Below are 17,728 nucleotides of genomic sequence, written 5' to 3' on the forward strand. Positions count from 1 at the left end.
TCGCCCATGCCCGTACAGAAGGTGCTCGTCGTCGGCGGCGGCATCACCGGAAGTGTGCTCGCCCTCGCCCTTGCCCAACGCGGCGCCGACGTCGACCTCGTCGAGATCTCCCCCCAGTGGTTCGGTGTGGGCCACGGCATCACCATCCAGGGCAACGCGCTCAAGGCGCTGCGCTCGGTCGGCGTGCTGGAGCGGGTGCTGGAGCGGGCGGTGCCGTTCGACATCATGCGGCTGCGCCGCGCGGACGGCTCGCTGATCATGGAGCTGCCCACCCCGCACACCGGGGGCTCCGACCTGCCCTCGACGGCGGGAGCGCTCCGCTGCGACCTGCAGAGCGCGCTGTGCGACGCCGTGTACGCGCACGGCGTACGGGTCCGGCTCGGACTGAGCGCCGAGCGGCTCGACCAGTCGCCCGGCCACGTCGACGTGACCTTCACCGACGGCTCCACCGGCCGCTACGACCTGGTCGTGGGTGCCGACGGCATCAACTCGGCGATGCGGGCCCTGATCGGTTTCCCGCACCGGCCGCGCCCGGTCGGCATGTCGATCTTCCGGGTGGTCGCCCAGCGCCCCGCCGAGATGGACTGCGCCGAGGTCTACTACGGCGGCCCGCGCTTCAAGGCCGGCTACAGCCCCATTTCCCCCGACCAGTGCTACGCCTACCTCCTGGACGAGAACCTCGACGCCTCCCTGGTCGGCCCGCGCGCCCCGCTGTCGCTGATGCGCGAGCGTGGCGCCGGCTACGACGGCATCTGGGGCAAGATCGTCGCCTCGCTGCCCGACGACACGGCGGTGGACTACCGCTGGATCGAGGCGGTTCTGGTCGACGAGGACTGGCACCGCGGCCGGGCGATCGTCGTCGGCGACGCGGCCCACGCCTGTCCGCCACTCATCGCGCAGGGCGCCGCGATGTGCATGGAGGACGCGGTGCTGCTGGCAGAGCTGGTCACCGGGGACGAGCCGCTGGAGCGGGCCCTCGGCCACTTCATGGCACGCCGGCTGCCGCGGGTGCGGATGGTGCTGGAGAACTCCCTGCAGCTCGCCGAGTGGGAGATCCATCCGGGCACGCCCGGCGCCGATCCCGCCCGGATCATGTCGGAGACCCTTGAGTCGCTGACGGCGGCCGCATGAACACGCCGGTCGTCGACTTCCACGGCCATCTGGCCGTCCCGGCCGCCGACGCGCTGGTCGCCGGCACACCGGGCCTCGCCGCCGAGCTGGCGGCGGAGCAGCGCGCCCACTCCTCCGCCTCGCTGGCCGCCAACCGCGCCCAACTCCAGTGTCTGGCAGGCAAGTTGACGAGCGTCGTGGAGCGTCTCGCCGACCTGGACGCGATGGGCGTGGACGCGCAGGTGGTCGGCCCGATGCCGATGCACCACTACTGGGCGGACCCCGGCCTGGCTGCCCACCTCGCCCGCAGGGTCAACGAGGCGGTCGCCGCGCACTGCGGTGCGGCCCCCGAGCGGCTGTACGGGCTGGGCACTGTCCCCCTCCAGCACCCGGACCTGGCCGTCGCCCTGCTGGACCGGGCGATCACCGAACTCGGCCTGTACGGCATCAGCGTGTCCACGAGCGTCGAGGGGCGGGAGCTGGCCGATCCGGCGCACGACGACGTCTGGCGCCGGGCCGAGGAGCTGGGCGCGGTGGTCTTCGTCCACCCCTGGGGCTGCTCCCTGGGCGAGCGGCTGGCGACCCGCTACCTCGGCAACACCGTCGGCCAGCCCGTGGAGACCACGGTCGCGCTCTCCCACCTGATTTTCACCGGGGTCCTCGACCGCTTCCCGCGGCTGAAGCTGGTGGCCGCGCACGGCGGCGGCTATCTGCCGACGTACATCGGACGCTCCGACCACGCCTGGCGGGTGCGCGAGGACGCCCGCGGCTGCGCCGAGCCGCCGAGCACCTACCTGCGCCGGATGTGGTTCGACGCCCTCGTCTACACCCCGCGCGCCCTGCGTCACCTGGTCGAGGAGGTGGGCGCCGACCGGGTCGTGCTCGGCACCGACCACCCCTTCGACATGGGCGTCGACGACCCGCTGGTCCGCCTGGACGCGGCCGGACTCGCGCCGGCCGACCGTGCCGCGATCGCCGGGGGCAACGCCCTTGACCTGCTGCTGAAAGGACGTACCCGATGACCCTCGGCCCGATCGAGGAAGAGCTCGCCAAGGCCCGTGCCGCCTACCGCAACTGGGGGCGCTGGGGCGAGGACGACGTGCTGGGCACGCTCAACTTCATCGACGGCTCGCTCCGCGCCCACGCGGCGGGGCTGGTGCGACGCGGGCGCTCCTTCTCACTGTCGCTGGAGTTCAACGAGGACGGTCCGCAGCGCGGCTTCCGCGGTCGGATCAACCCCGTGCACTACATGAAGGACACCGGCTCTGACGCGGCGGCCGGCACGCAGGGCTTCCCGCACGGCTTCGGCGGCGCGGACGACCACATCGTGATGCCCCTCCAGGCATCCACGCAGTGGGACGGGCTGGGCCACATCTACGACAACAAGCAGGCGTGGAACGGCCGTCCGTGCACCATCGTCAACGGCAACGGTGACTCCGTCACCGGCATCGAGCACATGAGGGACGCCTTCACCGGGCGCGGCGTACTGCTGGACGTGGGCCGCGCGGTCGGCGACGGACACGGCGAACTCCCGGACGGTTTCCCCATCATGGAGGAGCACCTGCGCGACACGATCGAGGCGCAGGGCGCCACCTCCACGGTCCGCCGCGGTGACCTGGTGCTCGTGCGCACCGGCCAGATCGGTCGGGTACGGCGGCTCGGCGCATGGGGCACCTACGCGGCCGGCGACGCGCCGGGGCTGTCGTTCACCACGCTGGGCTGGCTGCACCGCACCGAGATCGCGGCGATCGCTTCGGACACCTGGGGACTCGAGGTGCGGCCCTACGAGTTCACCGAGCCGGCGATGTCCCCGCTGCACCAGATCGCCATCCCCAACATGGGCCTGCCGCTGGGCGAGATGTGGGACCTGGAGGCGCTGGCCGAGGACTGCGCGGCCGACGGCGTCTACGAGTTCCTGCTGGTCGCCGCACCCCTGCCGGTCACCGGCGCGGTGGGCGCCCCCGTCAACCCGATCGCGATCAAGTGAGCACCGCCATGAACCGATTCTCCGGCACCTTGCACCTCCCCGGCGACGAAGGCTTCGAGGAGGCCTGCCTCGGGCGGGTCTTCAACGCCCGCCGACCCACCGACCGCAGACCCGCGGCCGTCCTGGAAGCCCGCACCGAGGAAGACGTCGTCGAGGGCGTGCGTCTCGCCCTGGAGCGCGGCTGGCAGGTCGCCGTCCGCTCCGGCGGGCACAGCTGGGCCGCCTGGTCGGTGCGCGGGGACGCCCTGCTGATCGACCTGGGAGGCTTCCGCGAAATGGCGTACGACCCGGACACCCGGATAGCCACGGCGACCCCCAGCGTCAAGGGCGGCGACGAACTCAACCCGTTCCTGGGCGTGTTCGGGCGTTTCTTCAACGGCGGCCACTGCCCCTCCGTCGGCATCGGCGGCTTCCTGCTCCAGGGCGGGCAGGGCTGGAACGCACGCGGCTGGGGGTGGGCGGCGGAGAACATCGTGGCGATCGACGTCGTCACCGCCGAGGGCGAGCTGGTGCGCGCGGACGAGACGCACCACAGCGACCTGTTCTGGGCGGCGCGCGGCGCAGGACCGGGCTTCTTCGGTGTCGTCACCCGCTTCCACCTGCGCACCCGCCCGCTGCCCGGACACCTCGCGCACACCGTGCACGCCTACCCCCTCGACCTCTTCGACGAAGTCATGACGTGGCTGCACGAGACCCACCACACCGTCTCGGACCTGGTCGAGATCGTCGCCGTGACCCAGGCGCTCCCGGAATACGACGAACACGTCCTGCTGGTCACCGGCCTGTCCTTCACCGACACCCCGGAGCAGGCCGCCGAGGCGCTGGCGCCGCTGCACGCCAACCCGTACGCGGACCGTGCGCTGTTCCGCGTGGAGGCCAGACCCACCACGCTCGCCGAGCAGATTCACGGCCAGCGGGAGGCCAACCCCGAAGGCCACCGATACTTCGTGGACAACGCCTGGCTGACCGGAGGAGCCTCGGACGTCGTCCCGGCCATCCGCAAGGCCTTTACCGAGCACCCGACCCCGCAGACCTTCACCATCTGGTTCTCCATGGCCCCGCTGCGCGAACTGCCCGACATGGCTTTCTCGTTGCAGTCGGAGATCTACTGCGCCACCTACGTCGTGCACGACGGGCCCGAGCGCGACGCCGAGCTGCGCGCCTGGCTGGACGAGGCGATGGCGGCGATGCAGCCGGTGACGGCGGGCCAGTACCTGGGGGATTCCGACTTCACGGTACGGCAGTTGAAGTTCATGGGCGACGAGCAGTGGCGGCGGCTGCAGGAGATCCGGGCCGTGCGCGACCCCAAGGGCCTGTTCGCCGGCTATCTGAGCGCGGGGGCCGTCACCAACACCAACCACTGGGAGCAGTGAGCCATGCGTTTGGCGACATACGAGCACGAGGGTGTGGAGCGCGCAGGGGTGGTGCGGGAGGGGGTGATCCACCCGCTGCCTGAGGGTGTCACGGTCCTGACGCTGCTGGAGCAGGAGGTGCTGATCTCCGCTGGCGTCGAAGCGCTGCGGAAACGCAGCGAGTTGACGGTGGATCAGGTGCGGCTGCTGCCGCCGCTCACGCCGCCCTCGATCCGGGACTTCGTCGGTTTCGAGGCGCACATCGAGGGCGTGTCGAAGTCGCTGGACGGGCTGGAGCACGTGCCCGAGGAGTGGTACCGGGCGCCCAACTTCTACTTCACCAACCCGCACGCGGCCTGCGGCGCCCACGACGACGTGCCCGTCCCGGCGGGCTGCTCGGTGCTCGACTTCGAGCTGGAGGTGGGCGCGGTCATCGGACGCGCAGGCCGCGACCTCACCCCCGAGCAGGCGCGCGAGCACATCGTCGGCTACCTGGTCTTCAACGACTGGTCGGCGCGCGATCTGCAGAAACCGGAGAAGAACCTGGGGCTTGGCTTCTCCAAGGGCAAGGACTTCGCCCACACTCTCGGCCCCTACCTGGTCACCGCCGACGAGGTGGCGGACCGGCGGGACGCGGACGGCTTCCTCGACCTGGAGATGACGGTCACCCTCAACGGTGAGCTGCTCGGCCGCGACACGCTCGCCAACTGCTCGTGGACCTTCGAGGAGATGGTCGCCTACGCCGCCCGCGACACCTGGGTGCGCCCCGGGGACGTTCTCGGCTCGGGCACCTGCGGCTGGGGAGCGCTGGCGGAGTTCTGGGGCAGGCTCGGCGAGCGGACCCCGCCGTCACTGACGCCGGGCGACGAGGTGACCCTGACCGTGGAGCGGCTCGGCACCGTCTCCAACCGGGTCGTGGCGGGACGCACCGACGCCTACCTGCCGCGGGCCCGCAAACGGGGGCGCACCCCGCGGCCGTAACCTCACACGGCGCTGACCTGCGCACATCCAGGGATCCGATAGCTGCTATCGGATCCCTGTGAGTTGCATCCGGGCCTCTTCCTCGACGGCGGGCCCGTGGTTACCCTCCGAATTCACCGAGCTTCAACGACGCGGCCGGAAGGAAACACCCATGGGTCTCGGAGCCATCGACCTGAATCTTCTGGTGGCGTTGGAGGCGCTCCTGGAGGAGAAGAACGTCACCCACGCCGGGGTCCGTCTGTCCACCAGCCAGTCCGCGATGAGCGGCTCCCTGGCCCGGCTGCGCCGCCACTTCAACGACGAGCTGCTGATCCGGGTGGGCCGGGAGTACGAGCTGACGCCGCTGGCCGAGCGGCTGCTGCCGGTCGTGCAGGCCTCGCTGCACAAGGCGGAGGAGGCCCTCTCCCTGACCCGGCACTTCGACCCTTCGCGCAGCCGGCAGCGCTTCTCGGTCGTGATGTCGGACTATGTGATGACCATGCTGGTGGAGCCGCTGCTGCGGATCATCGCCGAGGAGGCGCCCGGCGTCCGCATCGACTTCCACCCGATCGTCGGCGGACAGCTGGAGAACGAGACCCACCTGCGCTGCCACGACCTGATGGTCGTCCCGCTCGGCTACCAGCTGCCGGGCGTCAGCGAGGCCGTCATGCATGATCGTTTCGTCTGCATCGTCGACCGGCGCAACCCCTGGCTGCGCGACGGCCGGCTCACGCTGCAGGACCTGGCGGAGATGCCGCACGCCACCTGCGCCCTCGGCAAGAGCCACACGCCCGCCGAGCGTCAGCTGGAGACCCTCGGCATCACACCGAAGGTGCAGGTCAGCACACCTGGGTTCAGCGTGCTGCCGTTCCTGGTCAGCGGCACCGAACTGGTCGCGCTGGTGCCGGAGCGGCTGGCCCTGCGCTACGAGTCGTTCGCGGGCTGTGCCGTCGTACCGACACCGTTCCCGGACGTGCCGCTCGTGGAGGCCATGTACTGGCACCACAACCGCCACTCCGACCCCGCGCACCGGTGGCTGCGCGAGACCGTGCGGCAGGTCGGCGCCTCGCTGGATAAGCCGGCGCGCGCGGAGATCGCCCCGGTGGATGACAGGCATGAAGAAGAACCGTTTCCGGAGCTGAGCGCGGCTTCCTAGCGTGGTCGGGAGGAATCCCGCACCCCACTGGAGGAACCGTGAGCCGTACGCGTCTGGCGGGCCGTACTGTCGTCGTCACCGGAGCCGCGCAGGGCCAGGGAGCCGCCGAGGCCGAGGCGGCCGCCCGGGAGGGCGCGAAGGTGATCGCGACCGACGTCCTGGACGAGGCCGGCGAGGCGCTCGTCGCGTCCCTGTGCGCCGACGGCCTGGAGGTGACCTTCCGGCACCTGGACGTGACGTCACCGGAGGACTGGGCCGCGCTCGCGGCCGGCCTGGACGTCGTACACGGCCTCGTCAACAATGCCGGCATCCCGATGCGGGCCCGCCTCGGAGAGGTCGAAGTCGCCGACTTCAACCGGGCGTTCGCGGTCAATACGACGGGCGCCCTGCTCGGCATCCAGGCCCTGGCGCCTTTGATGCTGGCGGGCTCCTCCATCGTCAACGTCGGCTCGGTCGCGGGCCTGACCGCCCATCACGCGGTGGCCTACACGACCAGCAAGTGGGCGCTGCGCGGGCTGTCGAAGGTCGCGGCGCTGGAACTGGCGCCCCGCGGCATCCGCACCAACGTCGTCCACCCCGGGTACATCGAGACCCCGCTGATGGCCTCCGCCAACCCGTTGTTCGTGCGGGCGCACGTGGCGATGACTCCCCAGGGGCGCGCGGGCACCGTCGACGAGGTGGCCCCGCTGATCGTCTACCTATTGTCTGACGAGGCGTCGTACGTCAACGGCGCGGAGATCACGGTCGACGGCGGGTATGCGGCGCACGGCGGGGTCAAGGCCATCACGAACGCGCTCGACGGGCCGTGACCAGCACGTCCGGCTCCGGACGCGGAGGCGGACGCACGCGCAGCACGACTCGGGCGCGGACCGCCCGGGCGAGGACCAGGACGATGCAGGCCGTGAACGCGGCCCGGTAGCCCGCTGTCAGTGCGGCGAGCCGGTCCGGGCCGTTTGTCTTTGACACGGCGACCGAGGTGGGTCGGCCACCACGAAGGCCCCGCCGATCTTGAAGGCCGCCGTGTTGACGCCCCACGACCTCTCCCCATTCCTCGCGGAACGCGGCGCCGACCGCCTCCTCGATCCCGTCCGTGGCACTCACTTCCAGACCGGCCGCACCTCGACCGAGCCGCCGTTGCGGGCGGCCGAGTGCCCCGGGCGGCTAGGGCGATGGCCTGGTCGACGTCGGGGACCTAGATGGAGTCGAGGCCGGCGAGGTACTCCTTCGTCTCGGCGAACGGCTCGTCCCTGAGCAGCACTTCGTCATCGCGCACGCGTACGGTCGTGACGTCCGCGGCCGGACGCAGGCGGTCGCCGCTGATGACACGGCCCACCCCCGCGTGTGCCCGGTAGTCGTGGAACCGGGGGCCGCCGGCGTGCCGCGCGGGCTCTCCTCCGCGCCGCCGACCGGGGAACAGGAGAACAGGACGAACTTCATCATGCTTCCCGCGCGGGCGAGGCATGCTCGTGGGTGACCCGCCACCGCACACCGGCGCCGCGGTAGCCGATAGCGAACTGGCCCTGCAGCGCCGTGCCGTGGGCATCACGGCCGTGCCGGCCAGGGTGGACGATCTCGGCGTCGGAGACGTAACAGGCCAGGGCGCGCTCCAAGTCGTGCTCTCCGACGGCCCTCCGCGTCGAGGGCCCAGATGGCCTTTTTCGGGGTCCTCCCGCTCCCACATCGGTCAGAAGGGCCGCAACTCCAGGACCCGATGCCGGCGACGGGGTGCTTCGCGGCGGCCTCGACCACCTTTCCCAGGCTGTCGCATTCCAGCACGTCGAATCCGGCGACGTGCTCCTTTGTCTCGGCAAACGGGCCGTCGATGCGCAGCACCTCGCCGTCGCGCACGGGGGTGGCCTTGGCGGGCAGCCCCAGCCGGAGGCCGTGCAGGCGCACCCGGCACTCGCCGAGCTCTTGCACCCAGGGCTCGACGGGTGCCATGCCCGAGGCGCCGGCGGTGTCGCCGCCGCAGGCAAGCAGCATGTACTTCATGGTCCCCCCGGTCCTCAGGCCGTTCCTGCACCCCACCGACGACGGGGGCCGGGCGGAATCGACATCCGGGTAGGTCGAAGGGCCGGGACGTGTCGCCCCGGCCCTTCGACTGCGGTGTGCGCTACGCCGACGCCGTCTGCACCGTCGGCTCTCCCGCGCCCACTGCGGCCCGCGCGGTGCTCTTGCGCACCAGGAGCAGCGTGACCAGTGCGCCCAGCAGCGAGGCGCAGCCGCAGATCACCACGCCGACCGCCATGCCGTGCCCGAGCGCGCTCTGCGCGGCGGCCCGGGCGCCGTCGCTGCCCGCGTTGACCACGGCCAGGGGTCCGGCGGCCGCCTCCATGCCCGCGTCCGCGCCGCTGAGCTTGCCGACCAGCACGGAGGAGGCGGCGCTCATCGCGACCGTGCTGATGACCGCCGGGCCGAGAGCCTGGCCGAACTCGCGCACCAGGCTGGTGGCGCCGCTGGCCATACCGGTCATGCTGAGCGGTACGGCGTTCACCGCGGCGGAGGTCAGCGAGGAAACCACGCAGATGAAGCCGATGCCGAGGAGCAGGACCGGACCGATGAAGGCGGCCAGGGACGTGGTGGTGACGGGCAGCGCGGCGATCCAGAACTGGCCCGCGGCCATCGGCAGCAGCCCGCCCATCAGCAGCCAGCGCGGCTCGACCCGGGTGAGCATCTTGCTCAGCACGGGCGCCAGCAGCAGCGGGATCGCCTGGAGGATCACGAACGGCATGCCGGCCCGGAGAGCGCTCAGGTGCATCACGGCGCCGAGCCGGATGGAGACGCAGTACGCGGTGCCGATGAAGCCGAACATGCCTGCCAGCGCGACGACGGCCGCGGCGGCGAAGGACGGGATTCGCAGTAGGTCCAGGTTGAACATTGGCGACGCCGACCGCTTCTCGGCGACGACGAAGCCGACCAGGGCGACGAAGGCCAGGGCGAGCGTGCCGACGATCGCCGGGCTGCTCCAGCCGCGGTCGCCGCCCTCGATGACTCCCCACAGCAGCGCGGTCAGGCCGACGGCGATGCTGATCTGTCCCGGCCAGTCCAGGGTGCGGCCCTCGGGTGCCTTGGAGTCGGTGACCAGGAACAGGCAGTCGACCCCGACGACCAGGCCGAGGACGACCGGCGGCACGAACACCCAGCGGAAGTCGGCGACCGTGGCGAGGATGCCGGAGGACAGCGGACCGATCGCCGAGGCGAGGGAGATGCTCAGCGCCCAGGTCGAGACCGCTTTCGCGCGGTCCCTCTCCTGGGGCGTGGCGGCCGCGATCACCGCGAGGGAGCTGGGGAAGAGCGCGGCGGCGCCGACGCCGGCGAGGGCCTGGCCGATCCAGAGCATGGTGATGTTCTGCGAGGTGGCGTTGAGGAGTTCGCCGAGTGCCAGGATGAACCCGCCGAGCACCAGCAGCCGCTTGCGGCCGAACAGGTCGCCCACCACACCGAAATTCAGCTCGAGAATGGCGGTGGGCAGAATGAACGCGGAAGTGACCCAGGCCACCTGAGAGCCCGACGCACCGAATTCGGCCTGAATGTTTCCGTTGATCGGTGAAGGCACCGTAATGCACAACTGTGCTGCCGCCACGGCCAGGCAGCAGGCTATGAGCGTCCCTTTGTCGAGTCTTTTCAGGGAGATCGATTCCGTCATCGTCCGTGCCCTCACTCTGCGTTCTTCTCTATGAGTTCGATGAGATTTCCCTCTGGGTCGGTGACCCAGGCCATGCGGATGCCGGGCTCGGGAGAGGGTCCCGGCGGCACGGCCTCGCCCGCTCCGTGGGCCACCAGGGCCGTGTAGAGGGGGTCGAGTTCGGGGGTGGTGACCGCGAAGTGCCCGTATCCCTCGGTGAGGGTGGCGGTCAGTGGGTCCGGCGCTTTCAGGCCGGGGGCGGAGCCGCGTCTGGTGAGCAGTTCAACGCGCCAGCCGTGTGGATGTTCGAGGACAACACCTCGCAGGCCGGGCCCTTCGAGGTGGAACTGGAAGACTGTCGTCAGTTCGAGCGCCTTCGTGTACCAGGCGGTCAGGGCGTCCAGGTCGCGTACGTTGACGCCCACGTGGTCGAGTCGGATGGTCACGGGCGCTCAGCCGGCCATGGCGCTGTCGCCGCCGTCGACCATGAGGTTGGCGCCGTTGACGAAGGCAGCCTCGTCGGAGCAGAGGAAGGCCGCGACGCGCGCGATGTCCTCGGGCTGTCCGACCCGGCCGACCGGGATCCGCGCCTCCAGGTGGGCTTTGGGTCCCTCGGGGTCGTCCAGGAAAGGTGCGGTGGCCGCGGTGCGGGTCATGCCGGGCGCGATGGTGTTGACGCGGATGTGGTGCGCGGCGCCGGCCGCGCACAGGTGCTTGCTCATCGCCAGCACCCCGCCCTTGGCGGCGCCGTGCGGCACCATCGGCAGGAACGGCGCGCCGCGTACGGCCGCCACGGAGGCGACGTTCAGGACGGCGCCGCCGCCGCGCGCGATCAGGTGCGGCCAGGCCGCCTGCGTGCAGAAGTACGGGATGTCCAGCTCGTTCTTGATGGTGAAGTACCAGTCGTCGGCCGGCATCGTCTCGAACGGTCCGTTGCGCAGCGCCGAGGCGTTGTTGTACAGGATGTCGATCCCGCCGCATGCCTCGACGCCGGCCTCGATCCAATCCCGCGCCCCGGCCTGCGTGGACAGGTCCACGGGGGCCAGGGACCGCATGACGCCGCCGACCTTCTCGACGAGTTCCACGGTTTCGGCGGCGGTTTCCTCGTCGATGTCACAGCCGAATACAGTGGCGCCCTCCGCGGCGAATACAAGCGCTGCGGCCCGGCCTATTCCGGCCCCCGTGCCACTGATGAAAGCGATTTTCCCGGCCAGTCGACCCATGATTGCCCAAGTCCCTTGTTCCCATGCCGCCGGAGTGCGGTGGTGGCAGCGTAGGTATGGCCTTGGGCCGGAACAAGAAATCGGTCAGCGAAAGGGCATCGGGCGTTCGTATGGCTGGTATGCGGCGGGCTCAGTCCACGACGGGGACGGCCTTGCCGCGCACGCTCCGGTCTGCGAGCGTCTGCACTGCGTCGCCGATCTAGATCACGGTCTCTCTTCCGCGTCCTGACCGAACGCCGGCACCCTGCCGCAGCCAGCGCCGGGCCAGAGGACCCCCGCTGAGGTGCACTGGCAATATCACGCGGGGGAGTGTAAATCTGACGGCGGATCCGACGATCATGGGAAAGACGTCAAGTGACCGACACCGCGGTGGAGTTGGAGACCGTGGAACCTGCCGAGAGTGCCCAGTCCGGGCCGTCCGTCTCCGTGTCGGACGGCAACTGGTCGCGATGCTGGTGGAGCGGGCTCGGTCGGAGGGGCTGCAGCTGACCGGGCAGGGTGGGCTGCTGCAGCAGCTGACCAAGCGGGTCCTGGAGTCTGCGCTGGAAGGCGAGATCACCGATCACCTCGGCTACGAGAAGCACGATGCCGCCGGCCGGGGCAGCGGCAAGTCCCACAACGGGGGCCGGGTCAAGACCGTGCTGACCGACGTCGAGCCGGTCGAGGTCACAGTGCCGCGTGACACTGCGGGCACGTTCGAGCCGCAGATCGTCAGGAAGCGGCAGCGGCGGCTGACCGGGGTCGACGAGATGGTGTTGTCGTTGTTCGCGAAGGGGCTCACGCACCGCGAGATCGCGGCTCACCTGGCCGAGGTCTACGGGGCCGAGGTGTCCAGGCTGGTGCGCTTCCGCTGTCTGCCGGTTGTGGAGTGCCAGGAGGAGGGGGAGAGCGCGGGCGAGGTGCGGGCCGCCGCGGACGACTTCCGCCGCAACCACTTGGGTGGCGGAGCACTTCGGCTGTCCCGACGACCCCGAGGAGGTGCGCCGGACCATGCTCCGGCACATCGCGGTGGTCGCCGGTCACTTCAGGGGAAAGGTCGCGCAATGGGATGTGGTCAACGAGCCCCTGTCCGACGACGAGGAGAGCTACACGGGCGGGGATCATGATGTGCGCTCCGAGTGGAGCCCGTGGTTCGAGGTCATGGGCGAGGAGTACATCGACGAGGCGTTCAGGGCCGCTCACCGGGCCGATCCGAAGGCACGGCTGTTCCTCAACGAGTACGGGGTCGAGGAGGAAGGCGAGCGGTGGGACGCCCTTTATGGTCTGGTCGAGCGGCTCAAGGAACGCGGCGTACCGATCGACGGCGTGGGTTTCCAGACCCATGAGTACGAACCCGGCGACCGCATCGACCCGGAGATCTTCCGCGGCCATGTGCGGGATCTGGCGGAGCTCGGGGTTCAGGCGCGGGTGTCGGAGATGGACGTCACGATAGGTGAGGACGAGGAGGACGGGCGGCAGACCCAGGCTGATGAGATGGCGGGCAAGCTGCGGGTCTGCCTGGAGGAGCCGACCTGCACATCGTTCTCGACCTGGGGATTCACCGACCGGTACGGTTCCACCGCCGACACCGAGATCTATCCTCCGCGCCCGGCCGATTCCCTGCCGTGGGACGCGGCCCTGCGGCCGAAACCGGCGTACGAGCGCTTGCTCGAGACCTTTACGAGGTGTGAGAAAGCAAGGTGTGACCTCTCCGTTGGTGTCGATGGCAGCGAGACGGCCCATCTCGATCAGGTCCTCGACCACGCGGCGAGCTGCGCGGCTGTGATCTCGGCGACGTGGTCCTGGGGGCCGAGACGGGCGGCGTTCAGCAGCTGGCACCAGGACGTCCGGCCCGATTCGAGGGCGGCGACGAACGAGTACGACCAGCCGGGGATGAACTGGTCCGAAGCCCCGTCCGCTGCGGCCGTAGACGTGGCAGAACAGACGTTCCGAGGTGGTCCGTGCGTCGGGGCGGAGCCAGTTGCTGACGTCGACCGCCAGGACCAGGCGCCCGTCGGCGGCCCGCGGCATCGGCAGACCGGCCAGCACCTGTCCTGGATGCCACGACCGCAAGAGGAGCAAGTCCCGTTGGCGTGGTCGGCTACGCACAGAGCAGGCTTGACGCGGCGGCCCGCCGGTAGTGGTGGTGGTCACCGTTGCCTGTACGGGTGCGCCACCGGCGCACCGAGGGGTGTGCCGAAGGTTGCTCCACCCGCATTCCGGCGGCGCGGATTCCACCGGGCCATTCACATGGGCAAACCCTTCTCGGGCAGGCCGACAGGACCTGCTCACCCTCGCTCACCTGCGCAACGGCCAGCCGTACGCCCAGCTTTCGGCCGGGCCGGATTCGGGATCGGCACCACCACCGCCTACCGGTACATCACCGAGGCCGTCGACCTCCTGGCCGCCCTCGCCCCCACCCGCACCGAAGCCGTACGAGCGGCATCGACGAAGGTGTACGTGATCCTGGACGGGAAGCTCGTGCCGATCGACCGAATCGCCGCCGACCGCCCGTTCTACTCGGGCAAACACAAGAAGCACGGCATGAAGGTGCAGGTCATAGCCGATCCGCAGGGTTGTCTGCTGTGGGCTTCACCAGCCTTGGCCGGCGCCGTCCATGACGTCCGTGCCGCGCGCGAGCACGGCGTCATCGAGGCACTCGTCGGGGCCGGCATCCCCTGCTGGGCAGACAAGGGCTTCCAGGGTGCAGGCGGCACGGTCCGTCTCCCTTACCGCAGCCGACGGGACAGCCTCTCCACCGGTCAGCAGGCCGTCAACCGAGCCCACGCAAAGGTCTGCGCACCGGTCGAGCGGGCCATTGCCACCCTCAAGTCCTGGCGACTCCTCCGCGAGCTCCGCTGCTCGACGACCCGGATCACGAGCCTCGTCCAAGCCGTCCTGGTCCTCCAGCTCGCCCCTCGGGCTGAAGTCAAACCGCAGCATTCACCAGGTCCGTCAATTCGTCCTCGGTCGTGCCCTCCCGCATAGGAACGTCGAAGGTGTAACCCTCCATCGCAGAACACCAGGTCAAGGTCCATGGGCGTCAGCTCGCGGAAGACGATCGCCAACCAGATTGCGTCCGAACGCACGAGTGATTCCCTCACGCGGCACCGCGACGCTTCAACCAGCCGACTGCGATCTGGCCTCGTCACCGCGCCCGAGCTGCACTGCTGTTGGAGCCACTTGCCGATGTCGCCGTCCATCAGCACGCCGGGCGCGATGTCGGGCAGTTGGCCGTCGGCTTCGAGGGCGTGGCCCGTGGCCGCTTACGCGCGGAGCAACCGCCCGGTGATCTCGCGGTACTCCCGCAGCGCGAGTCGGAGTTCGGTGGAACGCGTCTCGGCATCCTGATCCTGCCAGCCCTCGCGCAGGTCGCGCCGCCGTTCCGCGAGGGCCTTCACCAGCGCGTCGGCCGCTGCGTCGAAGGCGACCTCGGCCTCCTCCAGTGCTTCGCGCGGGGTGTCCGCGAAGTGGTTGACGGCGCGCCCGAGGTGCCGGACGATCTTGTCCCGCTCGTCGGACGGGATCAGCGGTTCGGGGCCCTGGGTGCGGCGCGCCGCGAAGCCCGAGGACCGGTCGTCGGGCTGCTGGGCGCGTGTCTGGTCGTACATCGTCGTCTGCACCGTCTTTCGTGGCGATGGGGTCACCGTCCGAGGTTGCCTTCGCCTTCACGACGGCTGCGCAGGGCCGCCAAAAGCCGGTCGACCCTGCCGTTCACGGTCCTGCTCCGTGTTGCCAGTCAACGTCGGGTGACCATCCGTGTCAACGCGGTTCGCCAGCGGGCACACCTCGCCCGGGACGGGGCGGTCGACCGCAGGAGCCCTCCTGAGGCGATCCGCTCTTCTCCTGCACTGCCGAGGGGCCGTGCTGTCGTTCTACGCCCCCCGCCCCGTACCCAAGGTGCGCAGACTCCATGCGCCTCGGCCTCGACGGCGTTCCGGTACAGAGCGGCGGCGACCATGGAACGACGGCGAAGGAACACCGTCGTCGACTGGTCGCGGGCTGCCCCTACGTCACCGTGCGGCCCGCTGGTGTGGGCGAAGCGGCCCCGGGTGGTATTGAATGATGTTTGCGGTCAAGAATCCCGGGGGCTCCGTCGCCCGGGTTCTGGTACGGCTCCGACGTGGTGCCGGGGTCGGCGAGCGAGCTGAGAGAGTCGCATGGACTCCACCCCACCCCCCTCGTCTGTGTCACCGTTCGACATGGTCAGCAGCGCTTTGGGGCAGTACATGCCAGTCGAAGGGGCGGCGGCCGCCGATTCCGCCGGCCCGCAGGGGGACAACGCCGCCCGCCGAGACGTATCCGACAACCCGACCCCCGCGGGTCAGGAGCAAATCCTCGGCGCGGTCAATCTGGACCGGGATCTGAGAATCACCCGCTGCAATCTGGACGCCCCGGTCTTCGCGGGGGTGGAGGCCGTGGCCGGGAGGCCCTTCGTCGATCTCCTGCCTCCCTCGGATGTACCGACGGTCACCCGGCGCCTGCGGCAGGCCCTCGAGACCGGAGAGCCGCACGTCGCCCGGGTCCAGCGCCTGCGACGCGGCGACGGGTCGGAGCTGGTGGTCTCGATGAGTATCCTGGCCGCCGCAGCGCCCCAGGAGGGCCTGACCGTCTCCCTGATCGCCATGGCCAGGAGGCTGCACCTGTACGCCGCCGAGACCGCGATCGGCACCTCGTTGGACATCGGCGAGACCGCGCAATCGCTGGCGGAGTCCCTGCTGGCCTGGGGTGACGTGACAGCCATCGACCTCGACTTCGCCGTGTGGACGGGTGAGGCGGTCACCGAGCAGCCGCAGGGGCGCCTCCGGCTGCGCCGGGCGGCCCTGGTGCCGGACCGGGCGTGGCCCGACGGCTACGTGCTCCCGGGCGACGATCTTCCCGGCGATGCGAGTCGACTGCTGTCGCAGGCCATACGGCGTGACGATGCCGCGCAGGCCATCGTCATACCCGACCGGGAAGCGATCGAGCGGGTGCTCGGCAGTCCTCGGCTGGTACGTGCCCTGGTGCCCGGCGACCAGGCGTCGGCCGTGGCGTGCATACCGCTGGTCCTGGACGGCTCGCCGCCCGTAGTCCTGGGGGTAGCGGAGGTCTGGCGGCGGGCGGACCGCCCCTTCGCGGACAGCGAGCTGTTGGACCTGCAGGAACTGGTGGCCAGGACCTCCCACCACGTGGACCTGGCCCGTCAGCACCAGCGCGAGCACACGCAGGTCCTGGCCTTGCAGCGCCGACTGCTGCCACGGTCCGGCGGCGACACCATCCAGACGGCCAGCGTCTACCAGCCCGCCACCCCCGACAGCGCGGGCGTCGGCGGCGACTGGGTGAACAGCTTTCCGCTGCCGGACGGCCGTACCGCGCTGGTGGTCGGAGACGTCGTCGGGCACGGGCTGGGCGCCGCGGCGACCATGGGACAACTGAGCATGGAGGCCCGCGCGCTGCTGTCAGCGGGGCTGGCGCCCGACGAGGTGCTGGAGCACCTGGACGAGACCGTGTCGCTGCTGGACGACGCGGAGTCCGGGCTGGCGGCTGGTTACAGCGCCCTCGGGTCGACCTGCTGCATCGCCGTGTACGACCCGGTCAGCCACCACGTGGCGGTGGCCAGCGCCGGCCACCTCCCCCCGGTCCTGGTACCCCCGGAGGGCCACGCCGGCCCGGTAGCGATCCACCCCCACCCTGGGCTCGGCGCCGAGTTCGCGCTGCGGGAGCCGTACGACGTGCACACGTTCCGTGCGCCCCCGGGCTCGTTGCTCGCCCTCTACACCGACGGCCTGGTGGAGGATCCGGCCCTGTCGATCGACGAGGGCATCGACAGGCTGACGGACGCCGTGTCCTCGGTGCACCCCTGGGACGCCCTGGAGCAGGCCGCTCGACGCGTGGTCTCGGCGGTGGCGCCGACACGTCGGCGCGACGACGTGACTCTGCTGATCGCCCGCATGATCGGTTACCGCAAGGGGGACACCACGACGTGGCGTCTGCCCGCCCGCCGTGACGCGGCCGCCCGGGCCCGCACACTGGTCTCCGAGCTGCTGGGACGGTGGGGCACCGGAGAGCACACCAGGGACAACGTGCTGCTGGTGGTCGATGAACTGGTTGCCAACGCGGTCCGCTTCGCCGGCGGACCCATCACCGTACGGCTGATCAGGACCGGTCACGGGCTGCTGTGCGAGGTGGGCGACACCGGCAACGGCAGGCCGCGGCTGGGCCCGAGCGGGCTCCTCGACGACGCAGGCCGTGGTCTGCACGTAGTGCATGGGCTCACCACCCGGTGGGGGGTGCGGTGGACGGACACCGGGAAGGTGGTGTGGGCTTCGGTCGAGCGGTGACGGGGAGTCGGCTGGG

Annotated in this window: 15 protein-coding genes and 4 pseudogenes; 11 read left to right on the top strand and 8 right to left on the bottom strand. The window is 70.5% G+C overall.

Features of this window, described 5'->3' with window-relative positions:
• The first annotated feature begins 6 nt into the window (after nt 1-6).
• The 7 genes from AOJ26_RS05295 (at nt 7) to AOJ26_RS05325 (ending at nt 7,374) form a co-directional block, all read left to right on the top strand.
• A complete protein-coding gene (locus AOJ26_RS05295; protein ID WP_053846990.1) occupies nt 7-1,131 on the top strand; it encodes an FAD-dependent monooxygenase in 1,125 nt (374 codons plus the stop codon).
• The gene (locus AOJ26_RS05300; RefSeq protein WP_053846991.1) at nt 1,128-2,132 is read left to right on the top strand and encodes an amidohydrolase family protein; all 1,005 of its coding nucleotides are present in this window, start codon (nt 1,128-1,130) and stop codon (nt 2,130-2,132) included. The genes AOJ26_RS05295 and AOJ26_RS05300 overlap by 4 nt, the downstream gene beginning before the upstream one ends.
• Complete coding sequence (locus AOJ26_RS05305) at nt 2,129-3,097, top strand: cyclase family protein (protein ID WP_053846992.1); 969 nt, start codon at nt 2,129-2,131, stop codon at nt 3,095-3,097. The genes AOJ26_RS05300 and AOJ26_RS05305 overlap by 4 nt, the downstream gene beginning before the upstream one ends.
• Before the next feature lie 8 nt (nt 3,098-3,105).
• On the top strand, nt 3,106-4,470 hold the full coding sequence (locus tag AOJ26_RS05310; protein ID WP_053846993.1) for an FAD-binding oxidoreductase: 1,365 nt from the start codon (nt 3,106-3,108) through the stop codon (nt 4,468-4,470).
• 3 nt (nt 4,471-4,473) lie between these two features.
• Nucleotides 4,474-5,430, top strand: coding sequence for a fumarylacetoacetate hydrolase family protein (locus AOJ26_RS05315; protein WP_053846994.1), 957 nt, complete (start codon nt 4,474-4,476; stop codon nt 5,428-5,430).
• A 151-nt stretch (nt 5,431-5,581) separates the two neighbouring features.
• Nucleotides 5,582-6,565 (top strand): LysR family transcriptional regulator, encoded by a 984-nt coding sequence (locus AOJ26_RS05320; RefSeq protein ID WP_053846995.1) that lies wholly within the window; start codon nt 5,582-5,584, stop codon nt 6,563-6,565.
• A gap of 38 nt (nt 6,566-6,603) precedes the next feature.
• The gene (locus AOJ26_RS05325) at nt 6,604-7,374 is read left to right on the top strand and encodes an SDR family NAD(P)-dependent oxidoreductase (protein WP_053846996.1); all 771 of its coding nucleotides are present in this window, start codon (nt 6,604-6,606) and stop codon (nt 7,372-7,374) included.
• On the opposite strand, the gene AOJ26_RS43320 is transcribed toward AOJ26_RS05325, so the two are convergent.
• From AOJ26_RS43320 to AOJ26_RS05350, 6 genes are all read right to left on the bottom strand, one after another.
• On the bottom strand, nt 7,349-7,531 hold the full coding sequence (locus tag AOJ26_RS43320; RefSeq protein WP_143663526.1) for a hypothetical protein: 183 nt from the start codon (nt 7,529-7,531) through the stop codon (nt 7,349-7,351). The genes AOJ26_RS05325 and AOJ26_RS43320 overlap by 26 nt on opposite strands.
• Before the next feature lie 226 nt (nt 7,532-7,757).
• Nucleotides 7,758-7,898, bottom strand: coding sequence for a hypothetical protein (locus tag AOJ26_RS44120; protein ID WP_234358447.1), 141 nt, complete (start codon nt 7,896-7,898; stop codon nt 7,758-7,760).
• Between the two features lie 209 nt (nt 7,899-8,107).
• Complete coding sequence (locus AOJ26_RS41485; protein WP_234358448.1) at nt 8,108-8,557, bottom strand: YciI family protein; 450 nt, start codon at nt 8,555-8,557, stop codon at nt 8,108-8,110.
• A gap of 121 nt (nt 8,558-8,678) precedes the next feature.
• A complete protein-coding gene (locus tag AOJ26_RS05340) occupies nt 8,679-10,211 on the bottom strand; it encodes an MFS transporter (protein ID WP_053846998.1) in 1,533 nt (510 codons plus the stop codon).
• Between the two features lie 11 nt (nt 10,212-10,222).
• Complete coding sequence (locus AOJ26_RS05345; RefSeq protein WP_053846999.1) at nt 10,223-10,636, bottom strand: VOC family protein; 414 nt, start codon at nt 10,634-10,636, stop codon at nt 10,223-10,225.
• Nucleotides 10,637-10,642: 6 nt separating this feature from the next.
• Nucleotides 10,643-11,413, bottom strand: coding sequence for an SDR family NAD(P)-dependent oxidoreductase (locus AOJ26_RS05350; RefSeq protein WP_078959751.1), 771 nt, complete (start codon nt 11,411-11,413; stop codon nt 10,643-10,645).
• Between the two features lie 354 nt (nt 11,414-11,767).
• Here AOJ26_RS05350 and AOJ26_RS41490 point away from each other — a divergent pair.
• Together AOJ26_RS41490 and AOJ26_RS05355 are read left to right on the top strand one after the other, a co-directional pair.
• A pseudogene (locus tag AOJ26_RS41490) lies at nt 11,768-12,249 on the top strand (transposase); the annotation flags it as partial.
• A gap of 103 nt (nt 12,250-12,352) precedes the next feature.
• Nucleotides 12,353-13,051: pseudogene (locus tag AOJ26_RS05355) on the top strand (endo-1,4-beta-xylanase); the annotation flags it as partial.
• Nucleotides 13,052-13,189: 138 nt separating this feature from the next.
• Here AOJ26_RS05355 and AOJ26_RS44125 read toward each other — a convergent pair.
• Nucleotides 13,190-13,423, bottom strand: a pseudogene (locus AOJ26_RS44125) (transposase); the annotation flags it as partial.
• A 109-nt stretch (nt 13,424-13,532) separates the two neighbouring features.
• Between AOJ26_RS44125 and AOJ26_RS05360 the strand changes: the two are divergent.
• A pseudogene (locus tag AOJ26_RS05360) lies at nt 13,533-14,380 on the top strand (transposase family protein).
• A 278-nt stretch (nt 14,381-14,658) separates the two neighbouring features.
• Here the strand turns inward: AOJ26_RS05360 and AOJ26_RS05365 are convergent.
• Nucleotides 14,659-15,003, bottom strand: coding sequence for a hypothetical protein (locus AOJ26_RS05365; protein ID WP_053847041.1), 345 nt, complete (start codon nt 15,001-15,003; stop codon nt 14,659-14,661).
• Between the two features lie 549 nt (nt 15,004-15,552).
• Here AOJ26_RS05365 and AOJ26_RS05370 point away from each other — a divergent pair.
• Nucleotides 15,553-17,712, top strand: coding sequence for a SpoIIE family protein phosphatase (locus AOJ26_RS05370; RefSeq protein WP_053847001.1), 2,160 nt, complete (start codon nt 15,553-15,555; stop codon nt 17,710-17,712).
• Nucleotides 17,713-17,728: the final 16 nt, after the last annotated feature.

The organism is Streptomyces sp. NRRL B-24085, assembly GCF_001282115.1.
GTDB lineage: Bacteria > Actinomycetota > Actinomycetes > Streptomycetales > Streptomycetaceae > Streptomyces.